The sequence below is a fragment of the Crystallibacter degradans genome, assembly GCF_012952295.1.
GTDB lineage: Bacteria > Actinomycetota > Actinomycetes > Actinomycetales > Micrococcaceae > Crystallibacter > Crystallibacter degradans.
In genome coordinates, this window is record NZ_JABBCH010000015.1 from 54,637 (window position 1) to 81,009 (window position 26,373).

24 protein-coding genes are annotated in these 26,373 nt (G+C 65.2%); 2 read left to right on the plus strand and 22 right to left on the minus strand.

Annotated elements, in window-relative coordinates:
- Positions 1-3: 3 nt before the first annotated feature.
- The gene (locus HGO92_RS18705) at positions 4-885 is read left to right on the plus strand and encodes an alpha/beta fold hydrolase (protein WP_346769019.1); all 882 of its coding nucleotides are present in this window, start codon (positions 4-6) and stop codon (positions 883-885) included.
- Positions 882-1,964, plus strand: coding sequence for a glycosyltransferase (locus tag HGO92_RS18710; RefSeq protein WP_169997523.1), 1,083 nt, complete (start codon positions 882-884; stop codon positions 1,962-1,964). The genes HGO92_RS18705 and HGO92_RS18710 overlap by 4 nt, the downstream gene beginning before the upstream one ends.
- Here the strand turns inward: HGO92_RS18710 and HGO92_RS18715 are convergent.
- The 22 genes from HGO92_RS18715 to alaS all read right to left on the minus strand — a co-directional run bounded on the left by HGO92_RS18715 (position 1,961) and on the right by alaS (position 26,318).
- The gene (locus tag HGO92_RS18715; RefSeq protein ID WP_346769020.1) at positions 1,961-4,087 is read right to left on the minus strand and encodes a primosomal protein N'; all 2,127 of its coding nucleotides are present in this window, start codon (positions 4,085-4,087) and stop codon (positions 1,961-1,963) included. The two genes, HGO92_RS18710 and HGO92_RS18715, sit on opposite strands and share 4 nt — an antisense overlap.
- Before the next feature lie 7 nt (positions 4,088-4,094).
- Entirely contained in the window at positions 4,095-5,300 is a 1,206-nt protein-coding gene (metK, locus tag HGO92_RS18720; RefSeq protein WP_346769021.1) for a methionine adenosyltransferase, read from the minus strand.
- A gap of 67 nt (positions 5,301-5,367) precedes the next feature.
- Positions 5,368-6,594, minus strand: coding sequence for a bifunctional phosphopantothenoylcysteine decarboxylase/phosphopantothenate--cysteine ligase CoaBC (gene coaBC / locus HGO92_RS18725; RefSeq protein ID WP_169997527.1), 1,227 nt, complete (start codon positions 6,592-6,594; stop codon positions 5,368-5,370).
- A 36-nt stretch (positions 6,595-6,630) separates the two neighbouring features.
- On the minus strand, positions 6,631-6,894 hold the full coding sequence (rpoZ, locus tag HGO92_RS18730) for a DNA-directed RNA polymerase subunit omega (RefSeq protein ID WP_169997529.1): 264 nt from the start codon (positions 6,892-6,894) through the stop codon (positions 6,631-6,633).
- A 49-nt stretch (positions 6,895-6,943) separates the two neighbouring features.
- Entirely contained in the window at positions 6,944-7,516 is a 573-nt protein-coding gene (gene gmk / locus HGO92_RS18735) for a guanylate kinase (protein ID WP_169997531.1), read from the minus strand.
- Positions 7,517-7,537: 21 nt separating this feature from the next.
- Complete coding sequence (mihF, locus tag HGO92_RS18740; protein ID WP_074702268.1) at positions 7,538-7,855, minus strand: integration host factor, actinobacterial type; 318 nt, start codon at positions 7,853-7,855, stop codon at positions 7,538-7,540.
- 120 nt (positions 7,856-7,975) lie between these two features.
- Positions 7,976-8,839 carry an orotidine-5'-phosphate decarboxylase gene (gene pyrF, locus HGO92_RS18745; protein WP_169997533.1) on the minus strand — a complete coding sequence of 288 codons (864 nt, stop codon included), beginning with the start codon at positions 8,837-8,839 and terminating at the stop codon, positions 7,976-7,978.
- Positions 8,832-12,131, minus strand: coding sequence for a carbamoyl-phosphate synthase large subunit (gene carB / locus HGO92_RS18750; RefSeq protein WP_169997535.1), 3,300 nt, complete (start codon positions 12,129-12,131; stop codon positions 8,832-8,834). The genes pyrF and carB overlap by 8 nt, the downstream gene beginning before the upstream one ends.
- Positions 12,131-13,393, minus strand: a complete 1,263-nt coding sequence (gene carA, locus HGO92_RS18755) for a glutamine-hydrolyzing carbamoyl-phosphate synthase small subunit (protein WP_169997537.1) — start codon at positions 13,391-13,393, stop codon at positions 12,131-12,133. Before carA ends, carB begins: the two co-directional genes overlap by 1 nt.
- 8 nt (positions 13,394-13,401) lie before the next feature.
- Positions 13,402-13,908, minus strand: coding sequence for a PH-like domain-containing protein (locus HGO92_RS18760; RefSeq protein ID WP_169997539.1), 507 nt, complete (start codon positions 13,906-13,908; stop codon positions 13,402-13,404).
- Positions 13,909-13,913: 5 nt separating this feature from the next.
- Complete coding sequence (locus HGO92_RS18765) at positions 13,914-15,245, minus strand: dihydroorotase (protein ID WP_169997541.1); 1,332 nt, start codon at positions 15,243-15,245, stop codon at positions 13,914-13,916.
- Positions 15,242-16,240 (minus strand): aspartate carbamoyltransferase catalytic subunit, encoded by a 999-nt coding sequence (locus tag HGO92_RS18770; protein WP_169997543.1) that lies wholly within the window; start codon positions 16,238-16,240, stop codon positions 15,242-15,244. The genes HGO92_RS18765 and HGO92_RS18770 overlap by 4 nt, the downstream gene beginning before the upstream one ends.
- Positions 16,237-16,830, minus strand: a complete 594-nt coding sequence (gene pyrR / locus HGO92_RS18775) for a bifunctional pyr operon transcriptional regulator/uracil phosphoribosyltransferase PyrR (RefSeq protein ID WP_169997545.1) — start codon at positions 16,828-16,830, stop codon at positions 16,237-16,239. The genes HGO92_RS18770 and pyrR overlap by 4 nt, the downstream gene beginning before the upstream one ends.
- A gap of 166 nt (positions 16,831-16,996) precedes the next feature.
- Positions 16,997-17,419, minus strand: coding sequence for a transcription antitermination factor NusB (gene nusB, locus HGO92_RS18780; protein ID WP_169997547.1), 423 nt, complete (start codon positions 17,417-17,419; stop codon positions 16,997-16,999).
- The gene (gene efp / locus HGO92_RS18785) at positions 17,419-17,982 is read right to left on the minus strand and encodes an elongation factor P (protein WP_074702254.1); all 564 of its coding nucleotides are present in this window, start codon (positions 17,980-17,982) and stop codon (positions 17,419-17,421) included. Before efp ends, nusB begins: the two co-directional genes overlap by 1 nt.
- 72 nt (positions 17,983-18,054) lie before the next feature.
- Complete coding sequence (aroB, locus tag HGO92_RS18790) at positions 18,055-19,143, minus strand: 3-dehydroquinate synthase (RefSeq protein WP_169997549.1); 1,089 nt, start codon at positions 19,141-19,143, stop codon at positions 18,055-18,057.
- An 8-nt stretch (positions 19,144-19,151) separates the two neighbouring features.
- Entirely contained in the window at positions 19,152-19,676 is a 525-nt protein-coding gene (locus HGO92_RS18795) for a shikimate kinase (protein WP_240974760.1), read from the minus strand.
- Positions 19,677-19,693: 17 nt separating this feature from the next.
- Positions 19,694-20,893: a chorismate synthase gene (gene aroC, locus HGO92_RS18800; protein ID WP_169997553.1), complete on the minus strand. Its 1,200-nt coding sequence runs from the start codon at positions 20,891-20,893 to the stop codon at positions 19,694-19,696.
- A gap of 32 nt (positions 20,894-20,925) precedes the next feature.
- Entirely contained in the window at positions 20,926-21,801 is an 876-nt protein-coding gene (locus tag HGO92_RS18805) for a shikimate dehydrogenase (RefSeq protein ID WP_346769022.1), read from the minus strand.
- A 27-nt stretch (positions 21,802-21,828) separates the two neighbouring features.
- Complete coding sequence (mltG, locus tag HGO92_RS18810; protein ID WP_169997555.1) at positions 21,829-23,055, minus strand: endolytic transglycosylase MltG; 1,227 nt, start codon at positions 23,053-23,055, stop codon at positions 21,829-21,831.
- Complete coding sequence (gene ruvX / locus HGO92_RS18815; RefSeq protein WP_169997557.1) at positions 23,052-23,627, minus strand: Holliday junction resolvase RuvX; 576 nt, start codon at positions 23,625-23,627, stop codon at positions 23,052-23,054. The genes mltG and ruvX overlap by 4 nt, the downstream gene beginning before the upstream one ends.
- Before the next feature lie 9 nt (positions 23,628-23,636).
- The gene (alaS, locus tag HGO92_RS18820) at positions 23,637-26,318 is read right to left on the minus strand and encodes an alanine--tRNA ligase (protein WP_169997559.1); all 2,682 of its coding nucleotides are present in this window, start codon (positions 26,316-26,318) and stop codon (positions 23,637-23,639) included.
- Between the last annotated feature and the right edge of the window lie 55 nt (positions 26,319-26,373).

A 26,373-nucleotide genomic window follows, 5' to 3' on the forward strand; every position in this document is an offset into this window, starting at 1 on the left:
AGCGTGCCTGCCACCAAAGACCGCGCCGTCCGCCATGCCCTCAAGCTCCACTCCGGGGAAGTAGCCTACTGGGAGTACCCGGCCCAGACCCCCAACGGTAAATCCGACATTATGGTGGTTCACGGCTTCCGTGGCGACCACCATGGTCTGGAGCTGGTCGCCCAGTCGCTCCCCGGGCACCGGATCCTCTCCCCTGATCTGCCCGGTTTCGGCGCCTCCGTACCGTTCTCGGGGCGCCGGCACAGCGTGGAAAGCTACGCGGACTTTGTGGCGGACTTCGCAGCTGCTCTGGAACTCGGGCCGGACACCGTTATCATCGGCCATTCGTTCGGCTCGATTGTCGTCAGCCATCATCTGGCGGCGCGCCCGGGTTCGTTCCGGGCAGCCGTGCTGATTAATCCGATCAGCGAACCCGCCCTCAAAGGCCCGAAGGCGGTGGCTTCACGGCTCGCCGAGTTCTACTATTACCTCGCGGCAAAGCTGCCCGGAAAGCCGGGAATGCGCCTCCTTCAGCACCCGCTGATTGTCCGGGTCATGAGCATCATGATGGCCAAGACCAGGGACCGGCAGCTGCGCCGGTACATTCATGGACAGCACGACGCCTACTTCAGCGCCTTTGCCAACCGGGATGTGGTCCTCGAAGCGTTCCGGGCCTCCATTTCCCACGACGTCCTCGAGGTCGCTCCGCAACTGGAGCTGCCGGTGCTCCTGATCGCGGGCCGGAAGGACGATCTGGGCTCGGTGGACAGCCAGCAGCAGCTGGCGGCGCAGCTGCCGGACAGCCACTTGGAAATAATCGACGGCGTGGGCCACCTCATCCACTACGAGGCGCCGGATATCGCGGCGGCCATGATCAGCGAGTTCCTCGAGGGGCTGGAGCGGTGAAGCTTGTCATCGACGCCCGTTATACGCGCACCGACCAGCTGGACGGCATCAGCCGCTACGGTTCCAATCTGATCGCGTCTGCCTCAAAACTGGCCGAGGTGCTTATGCTCATCAACGACGAACGGCAGCTGCAGTTCCTGCCCGCCGGTGTCCCGTGGGTCAAGATCAACAGTCCCCTCTCCCCTGCCGAGCTCCTCGTGGCGCGCCGAATCAATAAGCTGGGCGCCGACGTCGTTTTTTGCCCCATGCAGACCATGGGCAGCTTCGGCAGGCGCTACGGCCTGATTCTGACCATCCACGATCTGATCTATTACCGCCACCCCAAGCCGCCGGGATTTTTGCCGCTGCCGGTCAGGCTGCTGTGGCGGGCTTACCACAAGGCGTACTGGCCGCAGCGCCTGCTGCTCAACCGGGCCGACACCGTTGCGACCATCAGCCGGACCACCCGCTCGCTGTTGCAGCAGACCCGGCTCACCCGGCGCGAGGTCCGGATCGTTTCCAACGCCGCCCAGCCGCTGGGACCACCGCGGGATCCTTCGGCGGCCGTGGGCAAGGACCTGCTCTACATGGGCTCCTACATGCCCTACAAGAATGTGGAGACGCTCATCGATGCGATGGCGCTGCTGCCCGGCTACCGGCTGCACCTGCTCAGCCCCATCCAAGCGCCAAGGCGCGAAGAGCTGACGGACCGCGCGGCGGATGCAGCACAGCTGGTGTTCCGCAACGGGGTTTCCGACGGCGACTACCTGCACCTCCTGTACAACGCCTCCGCACTGGTCACGCTGTCCAGGGACGAAGGCTACGGGTTGCCGCTCATCGAAGCCATGGCCGCCGGAACGCCCGTGATCGCCAGTGACATTCCCATCTTTCGGGAGGTCGCCGAAAATGTGGCGCTCCATGTCGATCCGGACGACCCGGAGGCCTTCGCCGCCGCCGTTCGGGAGTTGGAGGATCCCGAACGGCGGCATCGTGCCTCCGCCGAGGGCGTGCTACGCGCGGCGGAGTATGACTGGGACAGCTCGGCAGCGCAGCTGGTTGCGGCGGCCGAAGAGCTGCTGGCCAGGCGCCGGGCGGGCTAGAGCAGGTCCAGGCCGTCGCAGCGGACCTGGACTGGTTCCGCCAGCCGCTTGGCGGAGACGGCCGCCTTCCTGGCCCGAAGGGCTCCGGTCACGGTATTCCCCTGCTGATAGCTGAAGAACAACAGCAGGCGGTGGTGTCCGGCCGGGGCCGCATAATTGTCCAGCTCCGTGGGACCCACCGTACGAACGTCGCCCGGTAGTTCCAAACCGGACATAAACGTTTCAATTCCGGCGGCCGGCCCGGTAATGGCTGCGATCCTGAGCGCGGGAGGCAGCTGCAGTTCACGCCGCAACGCGAGCTCCCGTGATGCGGCCCCGGCTGGATCCCAACGCACTAGCTGCCCGACAACCGTGTCGTGGTCAGCGGTGATCACCACTGTCCCGCCCTCGGCTGCCGGGCGGACCAGCGATGCGGCCGTGAACCAGCGGCGCAGGGCATCTTCGGGAGCGCGCAGGGACTCCCTGCTCAGCAGCGAGTTTCCGTCCAGCAGCAGGGCCGCGGCATATCCGCCGGCCACCGCCGGCTCCGCCCCGGGCGTCGCCACCACCACCGCTTTGCCGGCCTTGACAGTGGCCTTCACATGATCACCAGCCGAAGAGATGACTGTCGCCCCGGGAAAGGCCCGGCCAAGCTCCTCTGCGGTTCGGGACGCTCCGATGACCAGTGCCCGCAGTCTGCCGGAACCGCAGACACCGCAGCGCCAGTCCGCGGCGAGCCGGCCGCACCACCGGCAGGTCAGCGCAGTTCCGTGACCGGCTTGTCCGAGCGGCCCTTGGCATTCGGTGCAGCGGGCCGGTGTACGGCAGTCCTGGCAGGCCATGGCCGGTGAGAAGCCTGTACGCGCGACCTGTACCAGGACGGGTCCGTGTTCGAGCCCTTCCCTGGCTGCCCGCCACGCCGCCTGCGGAAGCCTGGCGTGGCGCAGCAGAGGATCGCGTTCCTGCTGGAACGTGTCGGCGGTGTTGACTACCCGGGGTGTGAGTGCACGCAGCGCCGGCCGGTCAGCTTGCAGCGGCTGTGCCCAGCCGGTCTCAACAAGCCGCTGGCTTTCGGTACTGCGGGCAATCCCGGCCAGCAGGGCCGCGCAGCCGGTTTGCTCCGCGCGCAGCAGCAGGACCTCGCGCGTGTGCTGGTAGGGGGCGCGCTGTTCGACGTACAGATCATCGCCGTCGTCCCAGATCGCCACCAGGCCCAGCTCACGGACCGGTGCGTAGGCCGCCGACCGGGTTCCGATCGCCACCTTGACGGTGCCGTGCAGCAGTTTCAGGTAGTTCCGGTAGCGCGGGGTCGGACCGTCATCGGCGCTCAGCCGGACGAACGCCTCGGCACCGATCGTTGCCTCGAGCGCCTCTCCCAGCAAGTCAAGATCCTTGGCATCGGGGACAACTACCAGGGCACCGCGTCCGCTGGTCAGCGTCGCCGCCACCGCCGCAGCCAGCTGGCGCGTCCACGATGCCGGCCCATAGGACTTGTGGCTCGAAAGCACCGCCCGGGGCGACTCCCCGGCGGCCAGATGGGCCAGAAATGCCGCAGCGCTGCGGTAGCCGGCAAAGCATGCTGCCGGGTCCGCAGCATCTGCTGGCACGTTGTCCGCGCCGGCTTCCGGGCCCGGCCCGTCCGTCCCCCGGGGCTCTTCCGCTGTCGGTGCTCCGGGCATGAGCCACCCTGCTGCCGCGAACTCCTTGTCTACCTTGGCCACCCGCGGCGGAATGGCAGCGCGGATGACGTCGCTCAGCGTACCGGCATACCGCCCGGCCAGCGCGCCCGCCAGCTCCAGCAGCTCCGGAGTCAGGACCGGCTGGGCGGACACTACTTTCGCCAGCGGGCTGAGCCGGACGCCCTCGGCGGCTTCGGCCTTGCGCCCGATGATGTAGCCGCTGATCTCCTGCCCGCCGAAACGGGCTTTGATGCGTGCTCCGGGGACCGCCTCCGCGGCGGTCTCCTGCGGAACCAAATAGTCAAAAACGCGGTCCAGATGGGGCACCGCGGATTCGATCAAGACTTCGGCCACCGGGTTTTCGCCGGCCGGCACGGTGGCGCCGCGCGGTTTGGCAGGCGAGGCGAATCCGTGCAGCAGCGACAGCTGGACGGCCTCGTCCCGGGGGGCTGATCCGGCTGACACGCTGTTCTCAGGCGTTGAAGTAGCTGCGCAGTGCCTCGGCCCGGTCCGTGCGTTCCCAGGTGAAGTCCTCCTGCTCGCGGCCGAAATGCCCGTGCGCCGCGGTCTGCAGGTAGATGGGACGCTTGAGCTGCAGGTCGTTGATGATGCCCAGCGGCCGCAGGTCGAAGATTTCCTGGACTGCGTCTGCAATGCGCAGCGGATCGACTGTTTCGGTGCCGAACGTCTCCACATAAATCCCGACCGGCCGGGCCATTCCAATGGCGTAGGCAATCTGGATTTCGGCCCGTCGGGCCAGGCCGGCAGCCACTACGTTCTTGGCCACCCACCGCATGGCGTACGCTGCCGAGCGGTCGACCTTGGACGGATCTTTGCCGCTGAACGCGCCGCCACCGTGGCGGGCCATGCCGCCGTAAGTATCCACGATGATCTTGCGTCCGGTCAGTCCGGCATCCCCCACGGGGCCGCCGATGACGAACTCTCCGCCGGGGTTCAGGATATGGCGGACGTCGGAAACATCCAGGTTCGAGTTGGCCAGCACCGGCTCAATGACGTACTTGGACAGATCCTTCCGCAGGTGGTCCAGATCCACCCCGGCTTCGTGCTGGCTCGAAATGACCACGGTGTCAACGGAGACCGGCTTGTCGCCGTCGTATCCTACGGTGACCTGGGTTTTGCCGTCAGGCCGCAGATACGGCAGTGTGGCGTCCTTGCGGACTTCCGTCAGCTTTTCCGAGAGCCGGTGCGCCAGCCAGATCGGTGCCGGCATGAACACTTCGGTCTCGTCGCTGGCATAGCCGAACATGATGCCCTGGTCGCCGGCCCCCTGGGCGTCATAGTCGTCCTGCTGCGTGCCCTCGCGGCCCTCCAGCGAATTGAACACGCCGGACGCGATGTCCGTCGACTGCTGGCCGATGGACACGGAGACGCCGCAGCGTGCGCCGTCGAAGCCCTTGTCGGAAGAGTTGTAGCCAATGTTCAGGATGGTCTCGCGGACAATCTGCGGGATCTCAACATAGCCCTGGGTTGTCACTTCGCCGGCCACATGGACCAACCCCGTTGTGGCGAGTGTCTCCACGGCGACACGCGAGTCCGGGTCTTCGCGGAGCAGCGCATCAAGAATGGCGTCCGAGATCTGGTCGCAGATCTTGTCCGGGTGCCCTTCGGTGACGGACTCGGAGGTAAAAAGCCGCAGGGGGGAAGCAGAAGAAGTCACAGACATACCTTACTTGGTCTTAAGCCGCAGCTGCCGCGCCTGTCAACAGGCGGCGGGGGCGGAATGGTCAGGAGACGAGCTCCGCGGCCACCCGTTCGATGATGGCCCGGGCCACGGTGTCCTTGCTGCCGGTCGCCACCTGCGGGTCAGCGCCGGAGTTGTCCAGAATGCTGATGGCGGTTTGGTCCTGGCCGAACACCAGATCCCGGCCCACCTGGTTCAGCACGAGCAGGTCGCAGCCCTTGCGGGCCAGCTTTTGGCGGGCGTAGCCCAACACGTCGCTGCTGCTGTCCCCGGTTTCAGCGGCAAATCCGACGATCAGCTCCGGGCCTGTTCCGTTGTCGCGCCGAACCTGCACAATTTCCTGCAGGATGTCCGGGTTGCGCACCAGGGTGATGACCGGATCCGCGGCGTCGTCGCGCTTCTTGATCTTGGTTTCAGCTGCCTCCGCCGGCCGGAAGTCAGCCACGGCAGCGGCCATAATAACGACGTCGGCACGCGCCGACGCTTCAAGCGTCGCCGTCCGCAGCTGCAGGGCAGTTTCCACCCGCGTAGTCTTGACGCCCTCCGGCGGAGCAACATCCATATGGGCAGCGACAAGTTCGACCTCGGCGCCCGCGGCCGCTGCGGCGCGTGCCAGCGCGACGCCTTGCTTCCCCGACGAGCGGTTGCCCAGGAAACGCACCGGATCCAGCGGTTCGCGGGTTCCGCCTGCGGTAATGACCACCCGCTTGCCCAGCAGCATGGTGGTGCCGGCAGCCGCCCGGCTTTCAGCGAGCTGCCCAAGGGCGAATTCGAAGATTTCCTCCGGCTCCGGCAACCGGCCGGGCCCGGTGTCTTTGCCGGTCAGCCTGCCGACGGCCGGTTCCATGACGAGGGCGCCGCGGCCGCGCAGGGTGGCGATATTGGTTTGCGTTGCCGGATGCTGCCACATTTCGGTGTGCATAGCCGGCACGAAAACCACCGGTCCCCTGGCCATCAGGAGCGTATTGGTCAGGAGATCATCGGCTAGGCCCGCGGCGGCACGGGCAAGAACGTCCGCGGTAGCCGGGGCCACCACCACCAGGTCAGCGTCCTGGCCCAGCCGCACATGGTTCACGGTATCCACCGCATCAAAAACGGTAGTAGACACCGGCTGGCCGGAGAGTGCTTCCCAGGTGGCGCGTCCGACGAACTTCTCGGCGGCCTCGGTCGGAACCACGGTGACCTGGTGGCCGGCTTCCTTAAACAGCCGGAGCAGGGATGCGGACTTGTAGGCGGCGATACCGCCGCCTACGCCTAGAATGATCCGCATTCCTGCTCCGTTACCGTGTTGAGTTGTTGCCTGTTACTACTCTGCAGCCGGTTCGGCCGGCTTCGAAACCAGCAGGCCCTCGTTGATCTCGCGCAGGGCGATGGAAAGCGGCTTCTCGTTCAGCTTGGTGTCCACCAGCGGGCCAACGTACTCGAACAGGCCCTCATGCAGCTGCGAGTAGTAAGCGTTGATCTGGCGGGCGCGCTTGGCACCGTAGATCACCAGGGCATACTTCGAGTCCGTCGTTTCCAGCAGGGAGTCGATCGGCGGATTAATGATGCCTTCGAGGTTAGTCGACACGTATTCTCCAAAAAATTCTGTAGGTATCTGCTTCACTGACGGTGGCGGTCTAACGCGGGTTCGGTACAAGCCCCATCAGCGAAACAAGCTCTTCTGCCGCCCGCCGGACATCGTCATTTACGACGGTGTGGTTAAATTCGGATTCGGCAGCAAGTTCCAGTTTAGCGGTTTCCAGCCGTTGCTGCTGTTCCTCGGGCGTTTCTGTGCCGCGGCCCACCAGACGGCGGACCATTTCGTCCCAGCTGGGCGGCGCCAAGAAGACGAAATTGGCCTCCGGCATGCTGTCCTTCACCTGGCGGGCGCCCTGCAAATCAATCTCCAGGAGCACCGATTTCCCTTCGGCCATCGCCTGCTCCACGGTGCGCCGGATGGTGCCGTAGCGGTTGCGCCCGTGGACCACGGCCCATTCGAGCATGTCACCGTCGGCTACCATCCGGTCAAATTCCTCGGCGGCAACGAAATAATAGTGGACCCCGTCCACCTCGCCGGGGCGCGGTGCCCGCGTGGTCGCGGATACCGAAAGCCAGACCTGCGGGTAATGGTCGCGGATGAAGGTGGAGACGGTTCCCTTGCCGACAGCGGTGGGGCCGGCCAGGACGGTGAGGCGGGGTTTATCAGACATGCTTTCCATCTGTTGCAGGATCTATTGTGATTCCAGAAGTTCGATCAGGGCCTTGCGCTGGTGCACGCCCAGACCCCGGACCCGCCGTGTGGGGGCGATTCCAATGCTTTCCATTATGGCTGCTGCCCGGACCTTGCCGATGCCAGGCAGCGCCTCAAGCAGTTCAACGACCCGCAGCCTGCCGATCGATTCAACGTTCTTCGCCGTATCAATGACCTCTGCCACGCTGACGCGGCCGTCTTTGAGTCTGGCTTTGATCTCGGCCCGCTCGGCTCTGGCCGCGGTGGCTTTGTTTCGGGCTGCAGTGCGTTCAGTGTCCGACAGCGGTTTCAGGCTCACAGGCTTCTCCACATCGTATCGCTGGCCGCAGCCGCGGCTAGGAAGTAATCAGCTTGCACTGAACCTATCCGCTAGCGCCCGGGAAAATCAATCCTCCCAGGAGCCCGATCCCTGTAGAGCTCAGTCCGCCAGCATCGCCCGCGTGCTGTCGACCGCCGAACGCAGGGCCTGCGGGTCCGGTCCGGCCTTGAGGATATCCCGGCTAGAGGTCCCCAGCACATTGCCGTAGGCCCGGCCGAAGGTGCGGCGCAGGTCCGCGCCGGTGGCGCCCTGCGCGCCGAGGCCGGGCGCCAGGACCGGACCGTTGAGCGCGGCCAGGTCCAGGCCCAGCTGCGCGGGCGCGTCGGCAACCGTGGCACCCACCACGAGGCCGACGGATCCCAGCGTCCCGTCGCGGCCCGCGGCCGCATTGTCAGCGGACGCGGCCCGCACAATCCGGCGGGCAACGGAATCCGCGCCGCCGGCATGCTGGACGCTTGCGCCTTCGGGATTCGACGTCAGGGCCAGCACGAACACGCCCCGCCCCGTTCCGGCAGCCAGATCAAGTGCCGGCCGCAACGACTCGTAGCCCAGGTACGGGCTCAGCGTCACGGCGTCCGCGGCCAGCGGCGAACCGTTCGCAAGCCACGCGTGGGCGTACGCGGCCATGGTGGAACCGATATCGCCGCGTTTGGCATCGGCAATAGTCAGCACCTTCGCCGCCGCAGCGGCGGCGAGGAGCTTCTCCAAGGCCGCGAGGCCGCGCGAGCCGTGCCGCTCGAAGAGCGCCACCTGCGGCTTGAGCGCGGCAACGCCCTCCCCCACCGCCTCCAGAACGGTGAGCGAAAAGCGTTCCAGCCCATCGGCGTCGTCGTTCAAACCCCACGACTCCAACAAGGCCGGATGCGGATCGATGCCCACGCACAGCTGTCCGTGTTTCTGCATGGCGGCCCGCAGCCGCGTTCCGAAGGACGCGGCAGGTCCGGAAGCGGTGGCGTCAGGCATCGACGGCGGCCTTCAGCTTCAGTGCGTGCTCCTGCAGGCTGGTGACGTCCCACTCGTACTGGCGCATGGCTTCGATGGCTTGGATCGCCGCGCCGAATTCGGACACGGTGGTGATGACCGGCGTCCCTACGGAGGTTGCTGCGGCGCGGATCTCGTAGCCGTCACCGCGTGCCTGTCCACCCGAGGGGGTGTTCAGGATCAGGCCGATGGCACCTTCGGTAATCAAATCCACCACGGTGCCTTCGCCGTTGGGGCCGCGGCCTTCGGCAACCTTGCGCACGGTGGTGGACTGGATGCCGTTACGCCGCAGCACTTCGGCGGTGCCGCCCGTGGAGAGGATTTCGAAACCCAGATCAACCAGCAGCTTCACGGGCATGATGATGGACCGCTTGTCCCGGTTGGCCACGGAAACGAAGACCTTGCCTGACGTCGGCAGGGCACTGTTGGCGGCGGCCTGGGACTTGGCGAAGGCCGTGTCGAAGTATTTGTCGATACCCATCACTTCGCCGGTGGAACGCATCTCGGGGCCGAGCAGCGAGTCCACAACGGTGCCCTCGGGAGTACGGAACCGGTTGAAGGGCAGCACGGCTTCCTTCACGGCCACCGGCGCATCCATCGGCAGGGTGGAACCGTCCCCCGTCTCCGGCAGCATCTTGTAGGCCGTGCGCAGCTGGTGGATGGTCACGCCGGTGCCGATCAGCGCGGCGGCCTTGGCCAACTGGACGCCGGTGGCCTTGGACACGAACGGCACCGTGCGGGAGGCGCGCGGATTGGCCTCGATGACATACAGCACGTCCGAGGCGAGGGCGAACTGGATGTTGATCAGGCCGCGCACGCCGACGCCCTGGGCGATCGCGAAGGTAGCCTCGCGGACCCGTTCGATGACGGAGGTGCCGAGAGTGATCGGCGGCAGCACGCAGGCCGAGTCGCCGGAGTGGATGCCGGCTTCCTCGATGTGCTCCATGATTCCGCCCAGGTACATGTCCTTGCCGTCGTACAGCGCGTCGACGTCGATCTCAATGGCGTCTTCGAGGAAACGGTCCACCAGGACCGGGTGGTCCGGGGTGATTTCCGTGGCGTTGGCGATGTAGCGCGAGAGGTTGGGCTCGTCGTAGACAATCTCCATGCCGCGGCCGCCCAGTACGTAGGACGGGCGGACCAGCACCGGGTAGCCGATTTCGTCGGCGATCTTCTTGGCTTCCTCGAACGAGACAGCGGTCCCGTTCTTCGGGGCTACCAGGCCGGCCGTGTCGAGCACCCGTTGGAAGGCACCACGGTGCTCGGCCAGGTCGATCGCTTCGGGCGACGTACCCAGGATGGGGATGCCCGCGTCGGCCAGTGCCTGGGCCAGCTTGAGCGGGGTCTGGCCGCCGAGCTGGACGAAGACACCCATCACGCCGCCGGTACGCTCTTCGGCCGCGATGACCTCCAGTACGTCTTCGAGCGTCAGCGGCTCGAAGTAGAGGCGGTTGGAGATGTCGTAGTCCGTGGAGACGGTTTCCGGGTTGCAGTTGATCATGACCGTCTCGTAGCCGGCTTCGCGCAGCGCCATGGTCGCATGCACGCAGCTGTAGTCGAACTCGATGCCCTGGCCGATCCGGTTCGGGCCCGAGCCGAGGATGATCACGGACGGCTTGGCGTGCAGCTCGACCTCGTCCTCCTCGTCGTAGGACGAGTAGTGGTACGGCGTGTAGGCCGCAAATTCCGCCGCGCAGGTGTCCACGGTCTTGAACACCGGGCGGATGCCCAGTGCGTGCCGGACGCCGCGCACTACGGCCTCCGGCATGTTGGTCAGCTTGCCGATCTGCTCGTCGGAGAAGCCGTGCCGCTTGGCGAGGCGCAGGATCTCCTCGGTCAGGGTGGGCGCATTGCGGATCTCGGCAGCGATCTCGTTGATCAGCTGCAGCTGATCCAGGAACCACGGGTCGATGCCGGTGGCTTCGTACAGCTGTTCCACGGTGGCACCGCCCAGCAGGGCGCGCTGGACCTGCGACAGCCGCTCGGTGGTGCCGGTTTTGGCCTTTTCCACCAGTTCCGGAACCTCGAAGTCATTGACCGGCTCGAAGGTCAGCTGCGAGTCCTTCTGCTCCAGTGAGCGCAGGGCCTTCTGCAGTGCCTCGGTGAAGTTCCGGCCCAGGGCCATGGCCTCGCCGACGGACTTCATGGTGGTGGTCAGCGTCGGATCCGCCGCCGGGAACTTCTCGAAGGCAAAGCGCGGGACCTTGACGACAACGTAGTCCAGCGTCGGCTCGAATGAAGCCGGCGTCTTCTGGGTGATGTCGTTCGGAATTTCGTCCAGCGTGTAGCCCAGCGAGAGCTTGGTGGCGATCTTGGCAATGGCGAAGCCGGTTGCCTTCGAAGCCAGGGCAGAGGAGCGCGAAACGCGGGGGTTCATCTCAATAACGACGACGCGGCCGGTATCCGGCTCGATCGCGAACTGGATGTTGCAGCCGCCGGTATCGACGCCGACCTCGCGGATCACGGCAATGGAGATGTCGCGCAGCCGCTGGTATTCACGATCCGTCAGGGTCAGGGCGGGGGCAACGGTAATGGAGTCCCCGGTGTGCACGCCTACCGGATCGAAGTTCTCGATGGAGCAGACAACCACGACGTTGTCGTTCTTGTCCCGCATCATCTCGAGCTCGTATTCCTTCCAGCCCAGGATGCTCTCTTCGAGCAGGACCTCGCTGGTGGGGCTGTACTGGATGCCGGCGCCGGCAATGCGGCGCAGGTCCTCCGCGTTGTAGGCCATTCCGGAACCGAGACCGCCCATGGTGAAGGACGGACGGACCACCATCGGGTAGCCCAGTTCCTCGGCGGCCTTGAAGGCCTCATCCATGGAGTGCACGATGATGGACTTGGCGGACTCGGCGCCACACCGTTCGACGACGCCCTTGAACTTCTCGCGGTCCTCGCCGAGTTCAATGGCTTCGATGTTGGCGCCGATGAGTTCGACGTTGTACTTCTCCAGTACGCCGTTTTTGTCCAGCGCGATGGCGGTGTTCAGCGCGGTCTGGCCGCCCAGGGTCGGCAGCACGGCATCCGGGCGCTCCTTGGCGATGATCTTCTCGACGATTTCGGGAGTGATCGGCTCGACGTAGGTAGCGTCAGCGAACTCCGGGTCGGTCATGATCGTGGCCGGGTTGGAATTCACCAGGATGACCCGCAGGCCTTCCTCCTTGAGCACCCGCAGGGCCTGCGTGCCGGAGTAGTCGAATTCGGCGGCCTGTCCGATAACGATGGGGCCGGAGCCGATGACCAGGACGCTTTTGAGGTCTGTTCTCTTAGGCATTAGTTTTCTTCCTTGGCGTCGCTGGCGACGGCGACAGTCGTATCGGTGTCTGCAGTGGGTGCTTTGGAGACGTCGGCAGCATCCGTGGTGCCGGGATTCCTCTGTTCGGCCGCCATCAGGTCGATGAAGCGGTCGAAGAGGTAGGCCGAGTCGTGCGGGCCGGCTGCGGCTTCGGGGTGGTACTGGACCGAGAAGGCAGGGATGTCCAGGCAGGCCAGGCCCTCGACGACGTCGTCGTTGAGGCTGACGTGGCTGACCTCGACCCGGCCGAAGCGTTCTTCCGGTGCGCGGGTGACCCCGTCGGTGGGAGCGTCGACGGCGAAGCCGTGGTTCTGGGAGGTGATCTCCACTTTTCCGGTGCGGCGGTCCATCACCGGCTGGTTGATGCCGCGGTGGCCATAGCGCAGTTTGTAGGTGCCGAAGCCCAGGGCCCGGCCCAGGATCTGGTTGCCGAAGCAGATGCCGAAGAACGGCATGCGGGCGTCCAGGACATCGCGCAGCATGCCCACCTGGGTGTCAGCGGTGGCAGGATCGCCGGGGCCGTTGGACATGAACACGCCGTCGGGATTCACTGCCTGGATGTCCGCCAAGGTTGCGGTGGCCGGGAGCACATGGACCCGGACGCCGCGTTCGGCGAAACGCTGCGGAGTCATGGACTTGATGCCCAGGTCCAACGCGGCGATGCTGAAGCGCGGTTCGCCTTCCCAGCCGTGATCTGCCGGCTCGACTACGTAGGCAGCATCGATGCTGACCTCCTCGGCCAGCCGGGCGCCCTCCATGGAAGCCTGCCCGTTGACCTCGGCCAGCAGTTCCGGCATGGGCCGGGCGGCTTCCTGGCCGGAGAAGATTCCGGCCTTCATGGCGCCGCGTTCACGCAGGTGCCGTGTGATGGCGCGGGTGTCGACGCCCTGGATGCCGATGATGCCCTGTTCGATCAGTTCCTCGTCCAGGCTGCGCTCGGAGCGCCAGTTGGACGGTCGGCGCGCGGCGTCGCGGACAACGTAGCCGGCAACCCAGATCTTGCGGGACTCCGCGTCCTCGTCGTTGACGCCGGTATTGCCGATGTGCGGAGCAGTCTGCACCACGAGCTGGCGGGCGTAGGACGGGTCCGTGATCGTTTCCTGGTAACCGGTCATGCCTGTGGCGAAAACAGCCTCGCCCAGCGCCGTGCCCTGGGCACCGTAGCTGCGTCCGCGGAATGTGCGGCCGTCTTCAAGAATCAGCAGCGCTGCATTCGAGGAAGTTGTTTGATGATCTGTCACTGTAGTTCCTAGTCTTCGTCAGGTGCAGCAGTAGGTAGGTAAGAGTTCAGGTGGGCCAGGAGCGGCTTTTTCTCCTCGGCGTGGCGGTTGCGGAACGCGGTGTCCACGTCCCTCCCGCCCAGGTTCCAAGTGATCACGGCCAGTCCGTCTTTCTCCACGAACTTCCCGATCATCCCGCTTTCGGACCGGACGGCCCTGATGCTTCGGGCCGGGATGTAGACATCCGTGGCACCGCGTCGTTCGAACAGCAGCCCGTGGTCGTAGAGGCGCAGCAGGGCGCCGGAGCGGATGCCCAGACCATGGACGGCGAGGCGGTCAAGCCAGTCCCCAGCCGTCGTCGTCACGACGTACTGCCCGTCATACGCCGCTGAAGGATTATCGACGTCGGCCGGAATTTCCGGCAGCGGGGCGATGTCCTGCTGCCGCTTGAGCCTGCTGCGCCAGCCGGCAAAAACCAGCGCCAGCAAGACGATGATCAGGCTCAGTGTGAGGAGCCCGGGGCCAAGGTATTCCACTGAAGCTACTCCCCCTCTGCGGTCCGCGGGGTGTTGAGGCTCCCGTCCAGAACGGTGGGGTGGCCTTGGTAGAAGGTTGCCACCACGCGCCCCGGTAGCTCCCGGCCGGCGAACGGCGAGTTGCGTCCCATGGTCGCCATCTTGTTCGGCTCCACAGTCCAGCGCGCCGCCGGGTCGATCAACGTGATGTTGGCGGCGGAGCCGGCTTCCAGTGGCTGGCCCTGGTCCTGCAGCCGCCCGATCTGTGCCGGCATCCGGGAGGTGATCCGGGCGAAGTCGTCCCAGCCGATCAAGCCTGACTCGATCATGGTGTGCTGGACCACGGAGAGCGCGGTCTCGAGACCGGTCATGCCCATCGCGGCCTGCGCCCACTCGCATTCCTTGGCCTCGCTGGGATGCGGGGCGTGGTCGGTGCCGATGATGTCGATGGTGCCGTCGGCCAGTCCGGCCCGCAAGGCCTGCACGTCTTCATCGGTGCGCAGCGGCGGGTTGACCTTGTAGACCGGGTCGTAGCTGCGGACCAGTTCGTCCGTGAGCCAGAGGTGGTGCGGGGTGACCTCGGCCGTGACTTTGATGCCGCGCTGCTTGGCCCAGCGGATGATTTCCACCGAACCGGCCGTGGAGACGTGGCAGACGTGCAGGCGGGAGTCAACGTGCTGGGCCAGGAGCACGTCACGGGCAATGATGCTTTCCTCGGCGACGGCAGGCCAGCCGGTCATGCCGAGCACGGCAGAGACATCGCCCTCGTTCATCTGGGCCCCGTCCGTCAGCCGGGGTTCCTGGGCGTGCTGGGCGATAACGCCGTCGAACGCCTTGACGTATTCCAGCGCCCTGCGCATCAGTACCGGATCGTGGACACAGATGCCGTCGTCGGAGAATACCCGGACGCGGGCGCGCGAATCGGCCATCGCCCCGAGTTCGGCGAGCCGTTCACCGGCCAGCCCGATGGTAACGGCACCGACCGGACGGACATCTGTCCAGCCGGCCTTGCGGCCCAGGGTGTAGACCTGCTCGACGACGCCGGCCGTATCCGCCACGGGCGAGCTGTTCGCCATGGCGTGGACGGCGGTGAATCCTCCGAGCGCGGCGGCCCGGCTGCCTGTCTCCACGGTCTCGGCGTCTTCACGTCCGGGTTCGCGCAGGTGGGTATGCAGGTCCACCATGCCCGGCACGGCCACGAGGCCCTCGGCGTCGATCACGGTGGCACCGGCGACGCTGAGCCCCGTGCCCGTTTCGGTGATGACCCCGTTGCGGATCAGCAGGTCGGCCGCTGCGCCGCTGCCGATTGCGGCCCCCTTGACCAGATAGGCCGTAGCTTCGTTCGGTGTGGCGCTCATCGCTGGGCCTCCTGGATAGTTGCGGGTGCGGCGTGGGTTTCGCCGGAGAGGAGCAGGTAAAGGGCGGCCATGCGTACGGAGACGCCATTGCGCACCTGCTGCAGGACAGTGGAGCGGGGCGAGTCCGCTGCGGCTGCGGATATTTCCAGTCCACGGTTCATCGGGCCCGGATGCATGATGATCGTTTCCTTCAGGCCGTGCGAATCCAGCGCCTGGAGGCGGCGGTCATCGAAGCCCCAGCGCCGCGAGTATTCCCGGGTGGACGGGAAGAACGCGGCGTTCATCCGTTCGCCCTGAAGGCGCAGCATCATGACGGCGTCCGGGCCGGCGGCCAGCGTTTCGTCCAGATCGTAGCTGACGGTGCAGGGCCACTTCGCAACGCCTACCGGAAGCAACGTGGGCGGAGCGACCATCGTGACATCGGCGCCAAGCGTGCGCAGCAGCCACAGGTTGGACCGCGCCACCCGGGAGTGGAGCACATCCCCGACGATGGCCACCTTCATGCCGGACAAATCAGTGCCGGGGGAAGCCGTACCGTTGATGCGCGCCCAGTTGCGGCGCATAGTGAAGGCGTCCAGCAGCGCCTGGGTGGGATGTTCGTGCGTGCCGTCGCCGGCGTTGACTACGGCAGCGTCGATCCAGCCGGAGGCCGCCAGCCTTGCCGGCGCGCCGGAGGCCCAGTGCCGGATAACGACGGCGTCGGCCCCCATCGCTTCGAGCGTCTGCGCGGTGTCCTTGAGCGACTCGCCCTTGGACACGGAGGATCCCTTGGCGGCGAAGTTGATCACATCGGCAGACAGCCGTTTTGCTGCGGCCTCAAAGGAGATCCGCGTACGGGTCGAGTCCTCGAAGAAGAGGTTGACCACGGTGCGGCCGCGCAGGACGGGAAGTTTCTTGACCTCACGGTCGGACACGGCAGCCATTTCTTCGGCGGTATCCAGGATCCGTACGGCGTCGTCCTTGCCGAGGTCTTCGGTGGAGAGCAGATGCCTCATGCGGTGCGGTCCTCGATGACGACTTCGTTGACAGGCCGGCCGTCCACGGAATCCGTCTCGGCCAGGCGCACCCGCACCTTTTCGGCCGAAGAGGTCGGCAGGTTTTTGCCCACGTGGTCCGCGCGGATGGGCAGTTCGCGATGCCCGCGGTCCACCAGGACGGCGAGACGGACAATGCGCGGGCGGCCCAGGTCAACGAGGGCGTCGAGGGCGGCGCGTATGGTCCGGCCCGAATAGAGCACGTCGTCGACGAGCACCACGACTTTGTCGTCGATGCCGGTAGCGGGAAGCTGGGTGGGCAGCGGAGCCCTGGTTGGCTGGCGCTTGAGATCGTCACGGAACATGGTGACGTCCAGCTGGCCGGTAATGTTTTCGGCCTTCACACCGGGATCGGTGGCCGCAATCTTGGCGGCGAGGCGGCGGGCCAGCGGATAACCGCGGCGCGGAATGCCCAGCAGAACAAGATCCTTGGATCCCTTGTTCGCCTCGAGAATCTCATGGGCTATACGAGTGAGGGCGCGGTCAATGTCCGCTTCGGCAAGAACTACACGGGCTGGTTGCGGCGATGGCGCCGCGGCTGACGTGCTCATATTGTTGCCTCCTCCTTCCCCGCCTCACAGGACGGATTTAAAGGCTGGTTGCGTAGTCAAAACTACCACAGGGCCCGGGGCGGACAGGCCAAAAACGCCCGAAGGTGGCCCCCATCACGGGGGCCACCTTCGAAGCTGGATCAGGACTGACGGCAGCTGCCGGAAATCACGCCAGCAGGGTCGGCTTCAGTTGCTGCAACCGGCCGAGCAGACCGTTGACGAACGACGGCGATTCATCCGTTGAGAGCGTCTTGGCCAGTTCGACAGCTTCGCTGACCGCCACCCCATCCGGAATATCGTCGTTGTACAGCAGCTCCCAAGCGCCCACCCGCAGGATAATGCGGTCCACGCTGGGCATCCGTTCCAGCGCCCAGCCTTGGGAGTAGGTAGTCAGGAACTCGTCGATCTGGGTCTGCATGGCCACGACGCCCTCCACGATGTCCACCGTGTAAGGGTTGATAACCTGATCCGTTTTTTCGCGGCGGTCCCGGAGCGCGTCGAACGCCGAAACGGAACGCTGCTCCGCTTCAAACAGAACATCGACGGCGCGGCGGCGGGCTTTGCCGCGTGCGGAAGTGGGTGCACTCACTAGTCGTTAACACGTCCCAAGTAATCGCCGCTGCGGGTATCGACCTTGACCCGGGTACCGGTTTCCAGGAACAGCGGAACCTGGATCTGGTAACCGGTTTCAACTGTTGCCGGCTTGGTGCCGCCGGTGGAGCGGTCGCCCTGCAGTCCCGGCTCGGTGTAGGTGATTTCCATCGTCACGGAGGCCGGCAATTCGATGTACAGCGGCGTACCGTCGTGCATCGCAATGTTGACCTTGATGTTTTCCAGCAGGAAGTTTTCGTCATCGCCGACGACGGGCCCAGGCACCGTGACCTGGTCATAATCCTGCACGTCCATGAAGACGAAGTCGTCGCCGTCCTTGTACAGGTAGGTGTAGTCGCGGCGGTCAACCGTGGCGGTTTCGATCTTCAGGCCTGCGTTGAAGGTCTTGTCCTGGATCTTGCCGCTGACAACATTCTTGATCTTGGTGCGAACGAAGGCGCCGCCCTTGCCCGGCTTGACGTGCTGGAACTCGATGACGTTCCACAGCTGACCGTCCAGCTTCAGCACGGTGCCGTTCTTAATGTCGTTGGTTGTCGCCACAGTTTCTCTTTCGTCGATTCAACTTGTGTGTGGAAAGTTCATCGGTAATTCTACCTGCTGAGCGCAGACCAACTATTCGGCGATCTCCTGATACGCGGCGAAGAGCAGCGAAGTATCGGGAACATCGAGGATTGCCGGCTTTTCCAAAGCGTCCAGGACAACGAATCGCAGCAGGTCTCCGCGGGCCTTCTTGTCCCGTTTCATTCCATCCAGCAGCGCCGCCCAGCGGTCACGGCGGTACGTGACAGGCAGCTCCAGGGACTGCAGGATCCGCTTGTGCCGGTCCGCTGTTTCATCGTCCAGGCGCCCGACCATCCGCGAGAGCTCGGCGGCGAATGTCAGGCCTACCGAAACCGCCGCCCCGTGACGCCAACTGTAGCGCTCTGCGAGTTCGATGGCGTGGGCCAGGGTGTGGCCGTAGTTGAGGAACTCCCGGCGGCCTGTTTCCTTCAGGTCGCTGGAGACGATCTCCGCCTTGACGGCGATAGAGCGCTCCACCAGCTCCCGCACCACAGCCGATTCCGGGTCTGCCACAGCCGCCGGTGCCGCCTCGATGAGGTCAAGAATGGCGGCGTCCGCAATAAAACCGCACTTGACCACTTCCGCCATGCCGGTGAGCAACTCGTTCTTGGGCAGGGTAGCCAAGGCGTCCAGATCAGCAAGCACTGCCGCCGGCGGGTGGAAGGCGCCGACGAGGTTTTTGCCCTCGGACGTGTTGATCCCGGTCTTCCCGCCGACCGCTGCGTCGACCATGCCAAGCAGGCTCGTGGGGATGTGCACCACCCTGACGCCCCGCAGCCAGGTAGCGGCGACAAAGCCGCCGACATCGGTGACCGCTCCGCCGCCGACCGTGACGATGGCGTCGGACCGGGTGAAATCGTTCTGTCCCAGCACCTGCCAGCAGAAAGATGCCACCTGGATGTGCTTGCCCTCTTCGGCATCGGGAATTTCAGCGGTCAGAGCGGTGAATCCGGCCGCATCGAGATCCTGGCGCACGGCGTCGCCGGTGGCACGAAGCGCACGCGGATGGATGACCAGCACCCTGCGCACACGCTCACCCAGAATGCCAGGCAGCCGATCGAGCAGGCCATTGCCGACAACGACATCGTAGTTTTCGTTCGGGGAGCTGCCGGTGACCTTGATAACCTTTGGCTCGCTCATCGGGTTCGTCAACTGTTTTGCCTTTCGTTGAGCAGCGTGGAAAGTTCTTCGACCAGCTCTGCTTGTGATTTGTTCCGCGTGGTCAGGACCAGGTCCGCCAGCTTCAGATACGTTGGACGGCGGCGTTCGGCCATCTCGACCCAACGGGCCGCGGCATCCCCCGCCAGCAGCGGACGGCCGGTGTCGCGCCGGATCCGTGGAAGCACTGTGTCCAGGTCGGCATCCAGAAACACCACACGGCAGTTGGCCAGCAGTTGCTGGGTGCCGGTGTCGAGTATCGCTCCCCCGCCCAGCGAAATCACGCAGGGATCGCCCGGAGCCGTGAGTAGCGTGGCAACTTCACGCGCCTCGATTTCGCGGAAGCCGCGTTCGCCTTGGGCACTGAAGATCGAGGGAATGCTGCCGTGTTTGGCCACGATTTTCTTGTCGCTGTCGACAAACTGAAGACTATGGCGGGCTGCGAACAACTGGCCCACCGTGGATTTGCCTGATGCCATCGGGCCGATCAGCACCAGATGGCGGTCTAACGCCATAGCCATGGAGTCGGGCACTAGCTGCCGATCGAATCCAGCGATTCCGGAATAGCCTCAATGAAGCTGCGCATGTTGCGTGCCGTCTCTGCTACCGAATCGCCGCCGAACTTCTCCGTAACCGCCTGCGCGAGCACCAGTGCCACCATGGCCTCGGCGACTACGCCGGCTGCCGGGACGGCGCACACGTCGGAACGCTGGTGATGGGCCTTGGCGTCCTCGCCGGTGCTGACATCGATGGTCTTCAGAGCGCGGGGAACGGTGGCGATAGGTTTCATGGCGGCGCGCACACGCAGCGTATCGCCGATGCTCATGCCGCCCTCGATTCCGCCGGCGCGGTTGGTCGAACGCACGATGGTGCCGCTGGAGTCGCGGACGATCTCGTCATGGGCAGCCGAACCCCGGCGGCCGGCGGTCTGGAAGCCGTCACCGACTTCAACGCCCTTGATCGCCTGGATGCCCATTAGCGCCGCGGCGAGCCGTGCGTCGAGGCGGCGGTCCCAATGCACATAGCTGCCCAGCCCCGGCGGCAGGCCGTAGGCCAGGACCTCGACAACCCCACCCAGGGTCTCGCCCTCTTTGTGGGCGGCGTCGACCTCCTGGACCATGGCCAGCGAGGTCTGGGCGTCGAAGCAGCGCAGCGGATCTTCGTCCAGCGCAATGACGTCGGAGGGAAGCGGCACCGGACTTTCGTCGGGAACGGCAACCCGTGCAATCGAAACAGTGTGGCTGACCAACTCGATGCCCAAGGCCTTCAGGAAATTGGCAGCTACGGTGCCAAGGGCCACTCGGGCAGCGGTCTCGCGGGCGCTGGCGCGTTCCAGTACCGGGCGGGCTTCATCGAACCCGTATTTCTGCATTCCGGTGAAATCCGCGTGGCCGGGACGTGGACGCGTCAGCGGTGCGTTGCGGGCCAGTTCGGCCAGTTCGTCCGGGTCAACCGGATCCGCAGACATGATCTTTTCCCACTTGGGCCACTCGGTGTTGCCCACCTGGATGGCCACGGGGCCGCCCTGGGTACGCCCGTGCCGGACGCCACCGGTGATGGTGACGGCGTCTTGCTCAAACTTCATGCGTGCGCCGCGGCCGTAGCCAAGCCGGCGACGAGCCAGGGCCGCCTGGATGTCGGAGCTGTTGAGCTCCACTCCGGCAGGGACGCCTTCAATAATTCCAACCAAGGCCGGACCATGGGATTCACCGGCAGTTAACCAACGCAGCATGGAAACAATACTGCCATGACCACGGCATCCCTTTAACGCCGGGGCGCGCCCACAGCGTCACACATCACATTTATGACTTGCTCCGGTTCGGGCAGCTCCATGCCCGTGAACAGGCGTACCTGCTCGACCGCCTGGTAGATCAGCATTTCCAACCCGGGAACGATGGCGCCACCACGCTCTGCCCAGACAGAGGCGATGCGGCTGGGCCACGGATCGTAGGTGACGTCCAGCAGCACTTGCGAATCCAGCCGGACGCTCGAAGCAGCCAGCGTTTCAGCGATGGGGTCGGCTGCACGCGGGGGCAAGGTAGAGACCGCCACTTGTGCCGAAGCCAGCTCAGCCGCCGCGTCATCCCAGCTGGCCACCCGGCACTCCAGACCTGCGTTGCGTGCCACGGCCAGGATGGGGCCGGCCTTCGCCGGGTCGCGCAGACAGACGCTTAGGCTGTCCACCTGCAGTCCCCCAAGGGCGGCGGCCGCAGCCGCGGCGGTGCCGCCACCGCCGAGAATGACCGCGTGACCGCCCGGGGTAGCGCCGGCATGCCGCAGCGCCTCGATGATGCCGGCCACGTCGGTGTTCTGCCCGGCCAGCTGAACCGTACCGTCCGGCCGCTTGCGCACCACCACGGTGTTGAGAACACCCAGGGAGCGGACGAGGTCGCTTGTCTCGTCCATCAGCGGCACCATGGCTGCCTTGAGCGGCATCGTGACGGACAGCCCGGCCCAGCAGCTGCTCTCCCGCACGCCTGCCATGAAGGCCGGCAACTGCTCCGGGGTCAGGTCAATGGCCTCATAGGCACAGTCGAAGCCAAGCAGCCCGTAGGCAGCCCCATGCAGCAGCGGGGACCGCGAATGGCTGATCGGATGGCCCAGGACCGCGGCCCGCCGGCCAGGCACCGGCTCAGCCACGGCGGATGACCGTGGGAACGGAATTTCCTAGCTGCAACGGCCTTCCTCCTGCTTGCTGCACCAGTTCAGATATTCCTTGGTGTAGGCATTGTGTTCGGCCAGCGTCTCGGAAAACTTGGTCTCCCCGGTGTCCAGATTCACCGTTACCCAGTAGTAGTAGGGCACGTCATCCGGATTGGCCGCGGCATCGATGGCCGGGCCGCCCGGGGAATTGATCGGCCCCACGGGCAGACCCGTATGGGCGTAAGTGTTGTACGGGTTGGACTTGTCGGCCTTTTCTTCAGGCGTGATGTCATAGCCCTTGCGACCCAGCCCATAGGTGACCGTGGCGTCTGATTGGATCAGGCCGTTCGTCTCCGTGTTGTCCGGTTGCAGTCGGTTCTCGATGGCACCGGCAACTGCGCCGTAATCAGCTTCGCCTGCCTCGGCCTCGATGATGCTGGCGACGGTCAGCACACGGAACTGCTGATCGACGTCGGTAATTCCGTCCGCTTCCAGATGCTCGATCGTGTTGCCGATCATTTCGCGCAGGATTTCCTCCGCGGTGATGTCCAGCGGGAACCGGTATTCGGCCGGGAAGAGATAGCCCTCCAGGTTCCGTGCCTGCTCGGGCAGGCCCAGTGCCTGCGGATCCTCGGCGAGCTTCGCGAATTCAGCAACGGGGATCCGGGTCCCCTCGGACAGGGCCTTGAACACTTCTTCCTGCCGCCAGGTCCGGTTGATGGCCGCGTAATGCACGCCTTCGTTGCTTTCCTCCAGCAGGATCGACGCCGCTGCCGCAGCCGGCATGCGGTACTTCAGCGGGTACTGCCCCGGCTGGATTACCCGTCCCTCAGCCTGGTTGGAAACCTCGTCGACGAAGGTATCGGTGGAAGCAATAATGTCCTGATTCACGAGTGAGGCGGCGATCGCTAGAGGACCGGCGCCCTGTTCAACCGTGAACGTTACCTGACCTTCGCCGGGACCTTCATAGTCTTTGAGCTCGTTCATGCCCAACAGGTTCTGCAGGAGCAACACCACGCCGATCAGGCCACCGGCGAAGACGCCAAAGACCACCAGCATGATGACGTTGCGCCGACGCCGACGCTGCCGCTTGATCTTGTTGCGGCGGCTCCGCTTGAGGACCGGCGCCTCGTCGTAGAAGACATCATGATCATCGTCATGCCCATGGTTCGGGTGATCGGACTCATCGACCAACTCGTCAACGGGCTGTTGTTCCGGATACGGAGGATGCTCCGGATAAGTATTGCTCACCGTCTGCTCTCACCATCGCTGTCATGTACGTGTGGAATCTTCGTCTCCTCTTCCAATGCCTGGGCTCCCTTGCGGACTGAATCCGGAACGGCCACAGGACTCCCCACGTCCCGTCCAAGCGCGCGTTGCATGTCCAGCGCCTGCTGGAGTATTTCGACTGCTGCAACCTGATCAACAACTTTACGATGTTCACGGCTGCTCATGCCAGCGCTGTGAAGAGTACGATGCGCCGAGACTGTAGTCAAACGCTCGTCGATCAGGTTGACCGAAACCGCCAGGTCCGCATCCGCCAGTGCCTGTGCCAGCACGTCCGCGTACTCCCGTGCCATCTGGGTGGAAGCAGATTCTCCGCCCTTCATCGTGCGCGGAAGGCCGACGAAGATCTGCACTGCGGAACGCTCGGCGGCCTCCCTCACCAACACGCGAATGTCGCTGTTCTTCTTGGCATCGCGCTTCAAGGTTCGGATCGGGGTCGCGAGGATGCCACCGGGATCGGAGCCAGCCAGACCTACCCGAGCCAGTCCGACATCGACCCCGAGTTTTGTTCCGGCTGGCGCCGCTGCATTGGACACGGGCGGTCCTTAGCCCCGGTTTGCCACGGCATTGACGACGGCGGTGATCGCCTCATCAATTTTCGTTACGTCCGTGCCGCCGCCTTGGGCGACATCGTCCTTGCCACCGCCGCCGCCGCCGAGTACACCGGCAGCAGTCTTGACCAGCGCACCGGCCTTGACGCCTGCGGCGCGGGCTGCGTCGTTGGTTGCCACGAGAATCAGCGGGCGACCGTTCGCCACGCCCGTCATGGCGACGGCCGCCGGGTCTGAGCCGAGCCGTGCACGCAGGTCCAGAGCGAGGGACCGCAGGTCATCCGCTCCGCCTAGCTCGCCGGCATGGTGTGCCAGCAGGCGTACGCCGGCAACATCCTTGGCCTTTTCCACCAGGGAGGCAGCCGAGGCGGCCAGTTGTTCCTTGCGCAGCCGGTCCAGTTCCTTCTCGGCAGCCTTGAGCTTGGCCAGGGTGGCAGCGATACGGTCCGGCAGCTGCGGACCCGGCACCTTGAGCATCTCCGAGAGTTCGGTGACCAGGGCGCGCTCGGCAGCCAGGTGGCGGAAGGCCTCCATGCCCACGAACGCCTCCACACGGCGGTTGCCGGACCCCACCGACTGCTCGCCGAGCAGCGTCAGACTGCCGACCTCCGCGGTGGCATCCACATGGGTACCGCCGCACAGCTCACGCGACCACGCGCCGTCGATCTCCACTACGCGGACCTTGTCCCCGTAGGCTTCGCCGAACAACGCCATTGCGCCGAGCGCCTTGGCATCGGCCAGGCTCATGATCTTCGTCTCAACCTGGTAATTGTTACGGATGGCCAGGTTGGAGACTTCCTCGATTTCCGACTTGGCCGCGGCACTGATGCCTTCGCCCCAGGAGAAGTCGAACCGCAGGTAGCCTGCCTTATTGAAGGAGCCTCGCTGCAGCGCCTCCGGGCCAAGGATCTGGTGCAGGGCAGCGTGGATGATGTGCGTGCCGGAGTGGGCCTGTTCGCCCGCCTGTCTGCGCTGCTGGTCCACGGCAGCAAGTACCTTCGCATCCGAAGGGATCTCGCCCTCGCGGACAATGGCCTTGTGGACGCTGAGTCCCTTGACCGGGCGCTGGACGTCGAGTACCTCAACCACAAAACCGTCGCCGGTGATGAGTCCGACATCGGCGGCCTGGCCGCCCGCTTCGGCATAGAACGGCGTTTCGTTCAGGACCAGTTCGATTTCCTCGCCCTGGCTGGCGAAACCGACGGTGGCTCCGCCGCTGACGATGCCGCGCACGGCGGACTCGGTGGTCAGCTCTTCGTAGCCGGTGAACACGGTCTCGCCGGCGGCCAGCAGTTCGTTGAAGACGCGGACATCTGCATGGCCGAGCTTCTTGCCCCGCGCGTCGGCCTGGGCACGCTCGCGCTGCTCGGTCATCAGGCTGCGGAAGCCGGTCTCGTCAACCTTGAGCCCGGCTTCCTCGGCCATTTCCAGCGTCAGATCGATCGGGAAACCGTAGGTGTCGTGCAGGCTGAAGGCGTCTTCGCCCGAGAGCGGCTTGCCGGCTGCCTTTGACTCCTTGACTGCTTCCTCAAGGCGTGCGGTGCCGGAGGCGATGGTGCGCAGGAAGGCCTTTTCCTCGGCGTACGCGATGCGGCTGATCCGCTCGAAGTCGGTGTCGACAACGGGGTACGTCCCCTTCATCGCGTCCCGGGAGACAGGCAGCAGCTCCGGCAGGCAGGCCTGCTCAACGCCCAGCAGGCGCATGGCGCGGACTGCGCGGCGGATCAGTCGGCGCAGTACGTAGCCGCGGCCCTCGTTGGAGGGGGTCACGCCGTCGGAAATCAGCATCAGGGCCGAGCGGATGTGGTCGGCCACCACGCGGAGCCGAACGTCGTCGGTGTGGTGCGGGTCCTCGTCGGTCTCGGCGCTGGTGTATTCCTTGCCCGCGAGCTCCGCGGCCTTGTCCAGTACGGGGCGGACCTGGTCCGTCTCGTACATGTTCTCCACGCCCTGGAGGATCATGGCAAGGCGCTCCATGCCCAGCCCGGTGTCGATGTTCTTCTTCGGCAGCTCGCCAAGGATCTCGAAGTCTTCCTTGCCGATGCCTTCGCCGCGCTGGTACTGCATGAAGACCAGGTTCCAGATCTCGATGTAGCGCGTCTCGTCGGCGATGGGTCCGCCCTCGATCCCGTATTCGGGGCCGCGGTCGTAGAAGATTTCGGAGCAGGGGCCGGCCGGGCCGGGCTGGCCGGTGGACCAGTAGTTGTCCTTCTTGCCGGACTTCTGGATCCGCTCGACGGGCACGCCGATCTTGTCGCGCCAGATCTGCAGCGCCTCGTCATCGTCCTGGTAGACAGTGATCCAGAGCCGCTCGGCGGGCAGGCCGTATCCGCCGTCCTCCACGGGAGAGGTCAGCAGCTCCCACGCCATCGTGATGGCGCCTTCCTTGAAGTAGTCGCCGAAGGAAAAGTTGCCGCACATTTGGAAGAAGGTGCCGTGCCGGACCGTCTTGCCGACTTCTTCGATGTCGGCGGTGCGGATGCACTTCTGGACGCTCGTGGCGCGGTTGAACGGCGGGGTCTCACGGGCGGTGAGGTACGGAATGAACGGCACCATGCCCGCTACGGTGAACAGCAGCGAGGGGTCCGGCGACACCAGCGACGCCGAGGGCACCACGGTATGTCCCTTTTTCTCGAAGAAGTCGAGCCAGCGGCGAACGATCTCATGGGACTTCATGGTGCCTAAATACCCTTCCGGTGAAACAAAAATGCGGCGCTGCTTCCCAAAAGCG

Excerpts from the sequence above, each read along its gene's own strand:
- alaS (WP_169997559.1), bottom strand. The coding sequence starts at position 26,318 with ATGAAGTCCCATGAGATCGTTCGCCGCTGGCTCGACTTCTTCGAGAAA.
- aroC (WP_169997553.1), bottom strand. The coding sequence starts at position 20,893 with ATGCTGCGTTGGTTAACTGCCGGTGAATCCCATGGTCCGGCCTTGGTT.
- pyrR (WP_169997545.1), bottom strand. The coding sequence starts at position 16,830 with ATGAGCACGTCAGCCGCGGCGCCATCGCCGCAACCAGCCCGTGTAGTT.
- HGO92_RS18795 (WP_240974760.1), bottom strand. The coding sequence starts at position 19,676 with ATGGCGTTAGACCGCCATCTGGTGCTGATCGGCCCGATGGCATCAGGC.
- carB (WP_169997535.1), bottom strand. The coding sequence starts at position 12,131 with ATGCCTAAGAGAACAGACCTCAAAAGCGTCCTGGTCATCGGCTCCGGC.
- coaBC (WP_169997527.1), bottom strand. The coding sequence starts at position 6,594 with ATGCGGATCATTCTAGGCGTAGGCGGCGGTATCGCCGCCTACAAGTCC.
- HGO92_RS18765 (WP_169997541.1), bottom strand. The coding sequence starts at position 15,245 with ATGAGCGCCACACCGAACGAAGCTACGGCCTATCTGGTCAAGGGGGCC.
- gmk (WP_169997531.1), bottom strand. The coding sequence starts at position 7,516 with ATGTCTGATAAACCCCGCCTCACCGTCCTGGCCGGCCCCACCGCTGTC.
- pyrF (WP_169997533.1), bottom strand. The coding sequence starts at position 8,839 with ATGCCTGACGCCACCGCTTCCGGACCTGCCGCGTCCTTCGGAACGCGG.
- aroB (WP_169997549.1), bottom strand. The coding sequence starts at position 19,143 with ATGAGCGAGCCAAAGGTTATCAAGGTCACCGGCAGCTCCCCGAACGAA.
- HGO92_RS18770 (WP_169997543.1), bottom strand. The coding sequence starts at position 16,240 with ATGAGGCATCTGCTCTCCACCGAAGACCTCGGCAAGGACGACGCCGTA.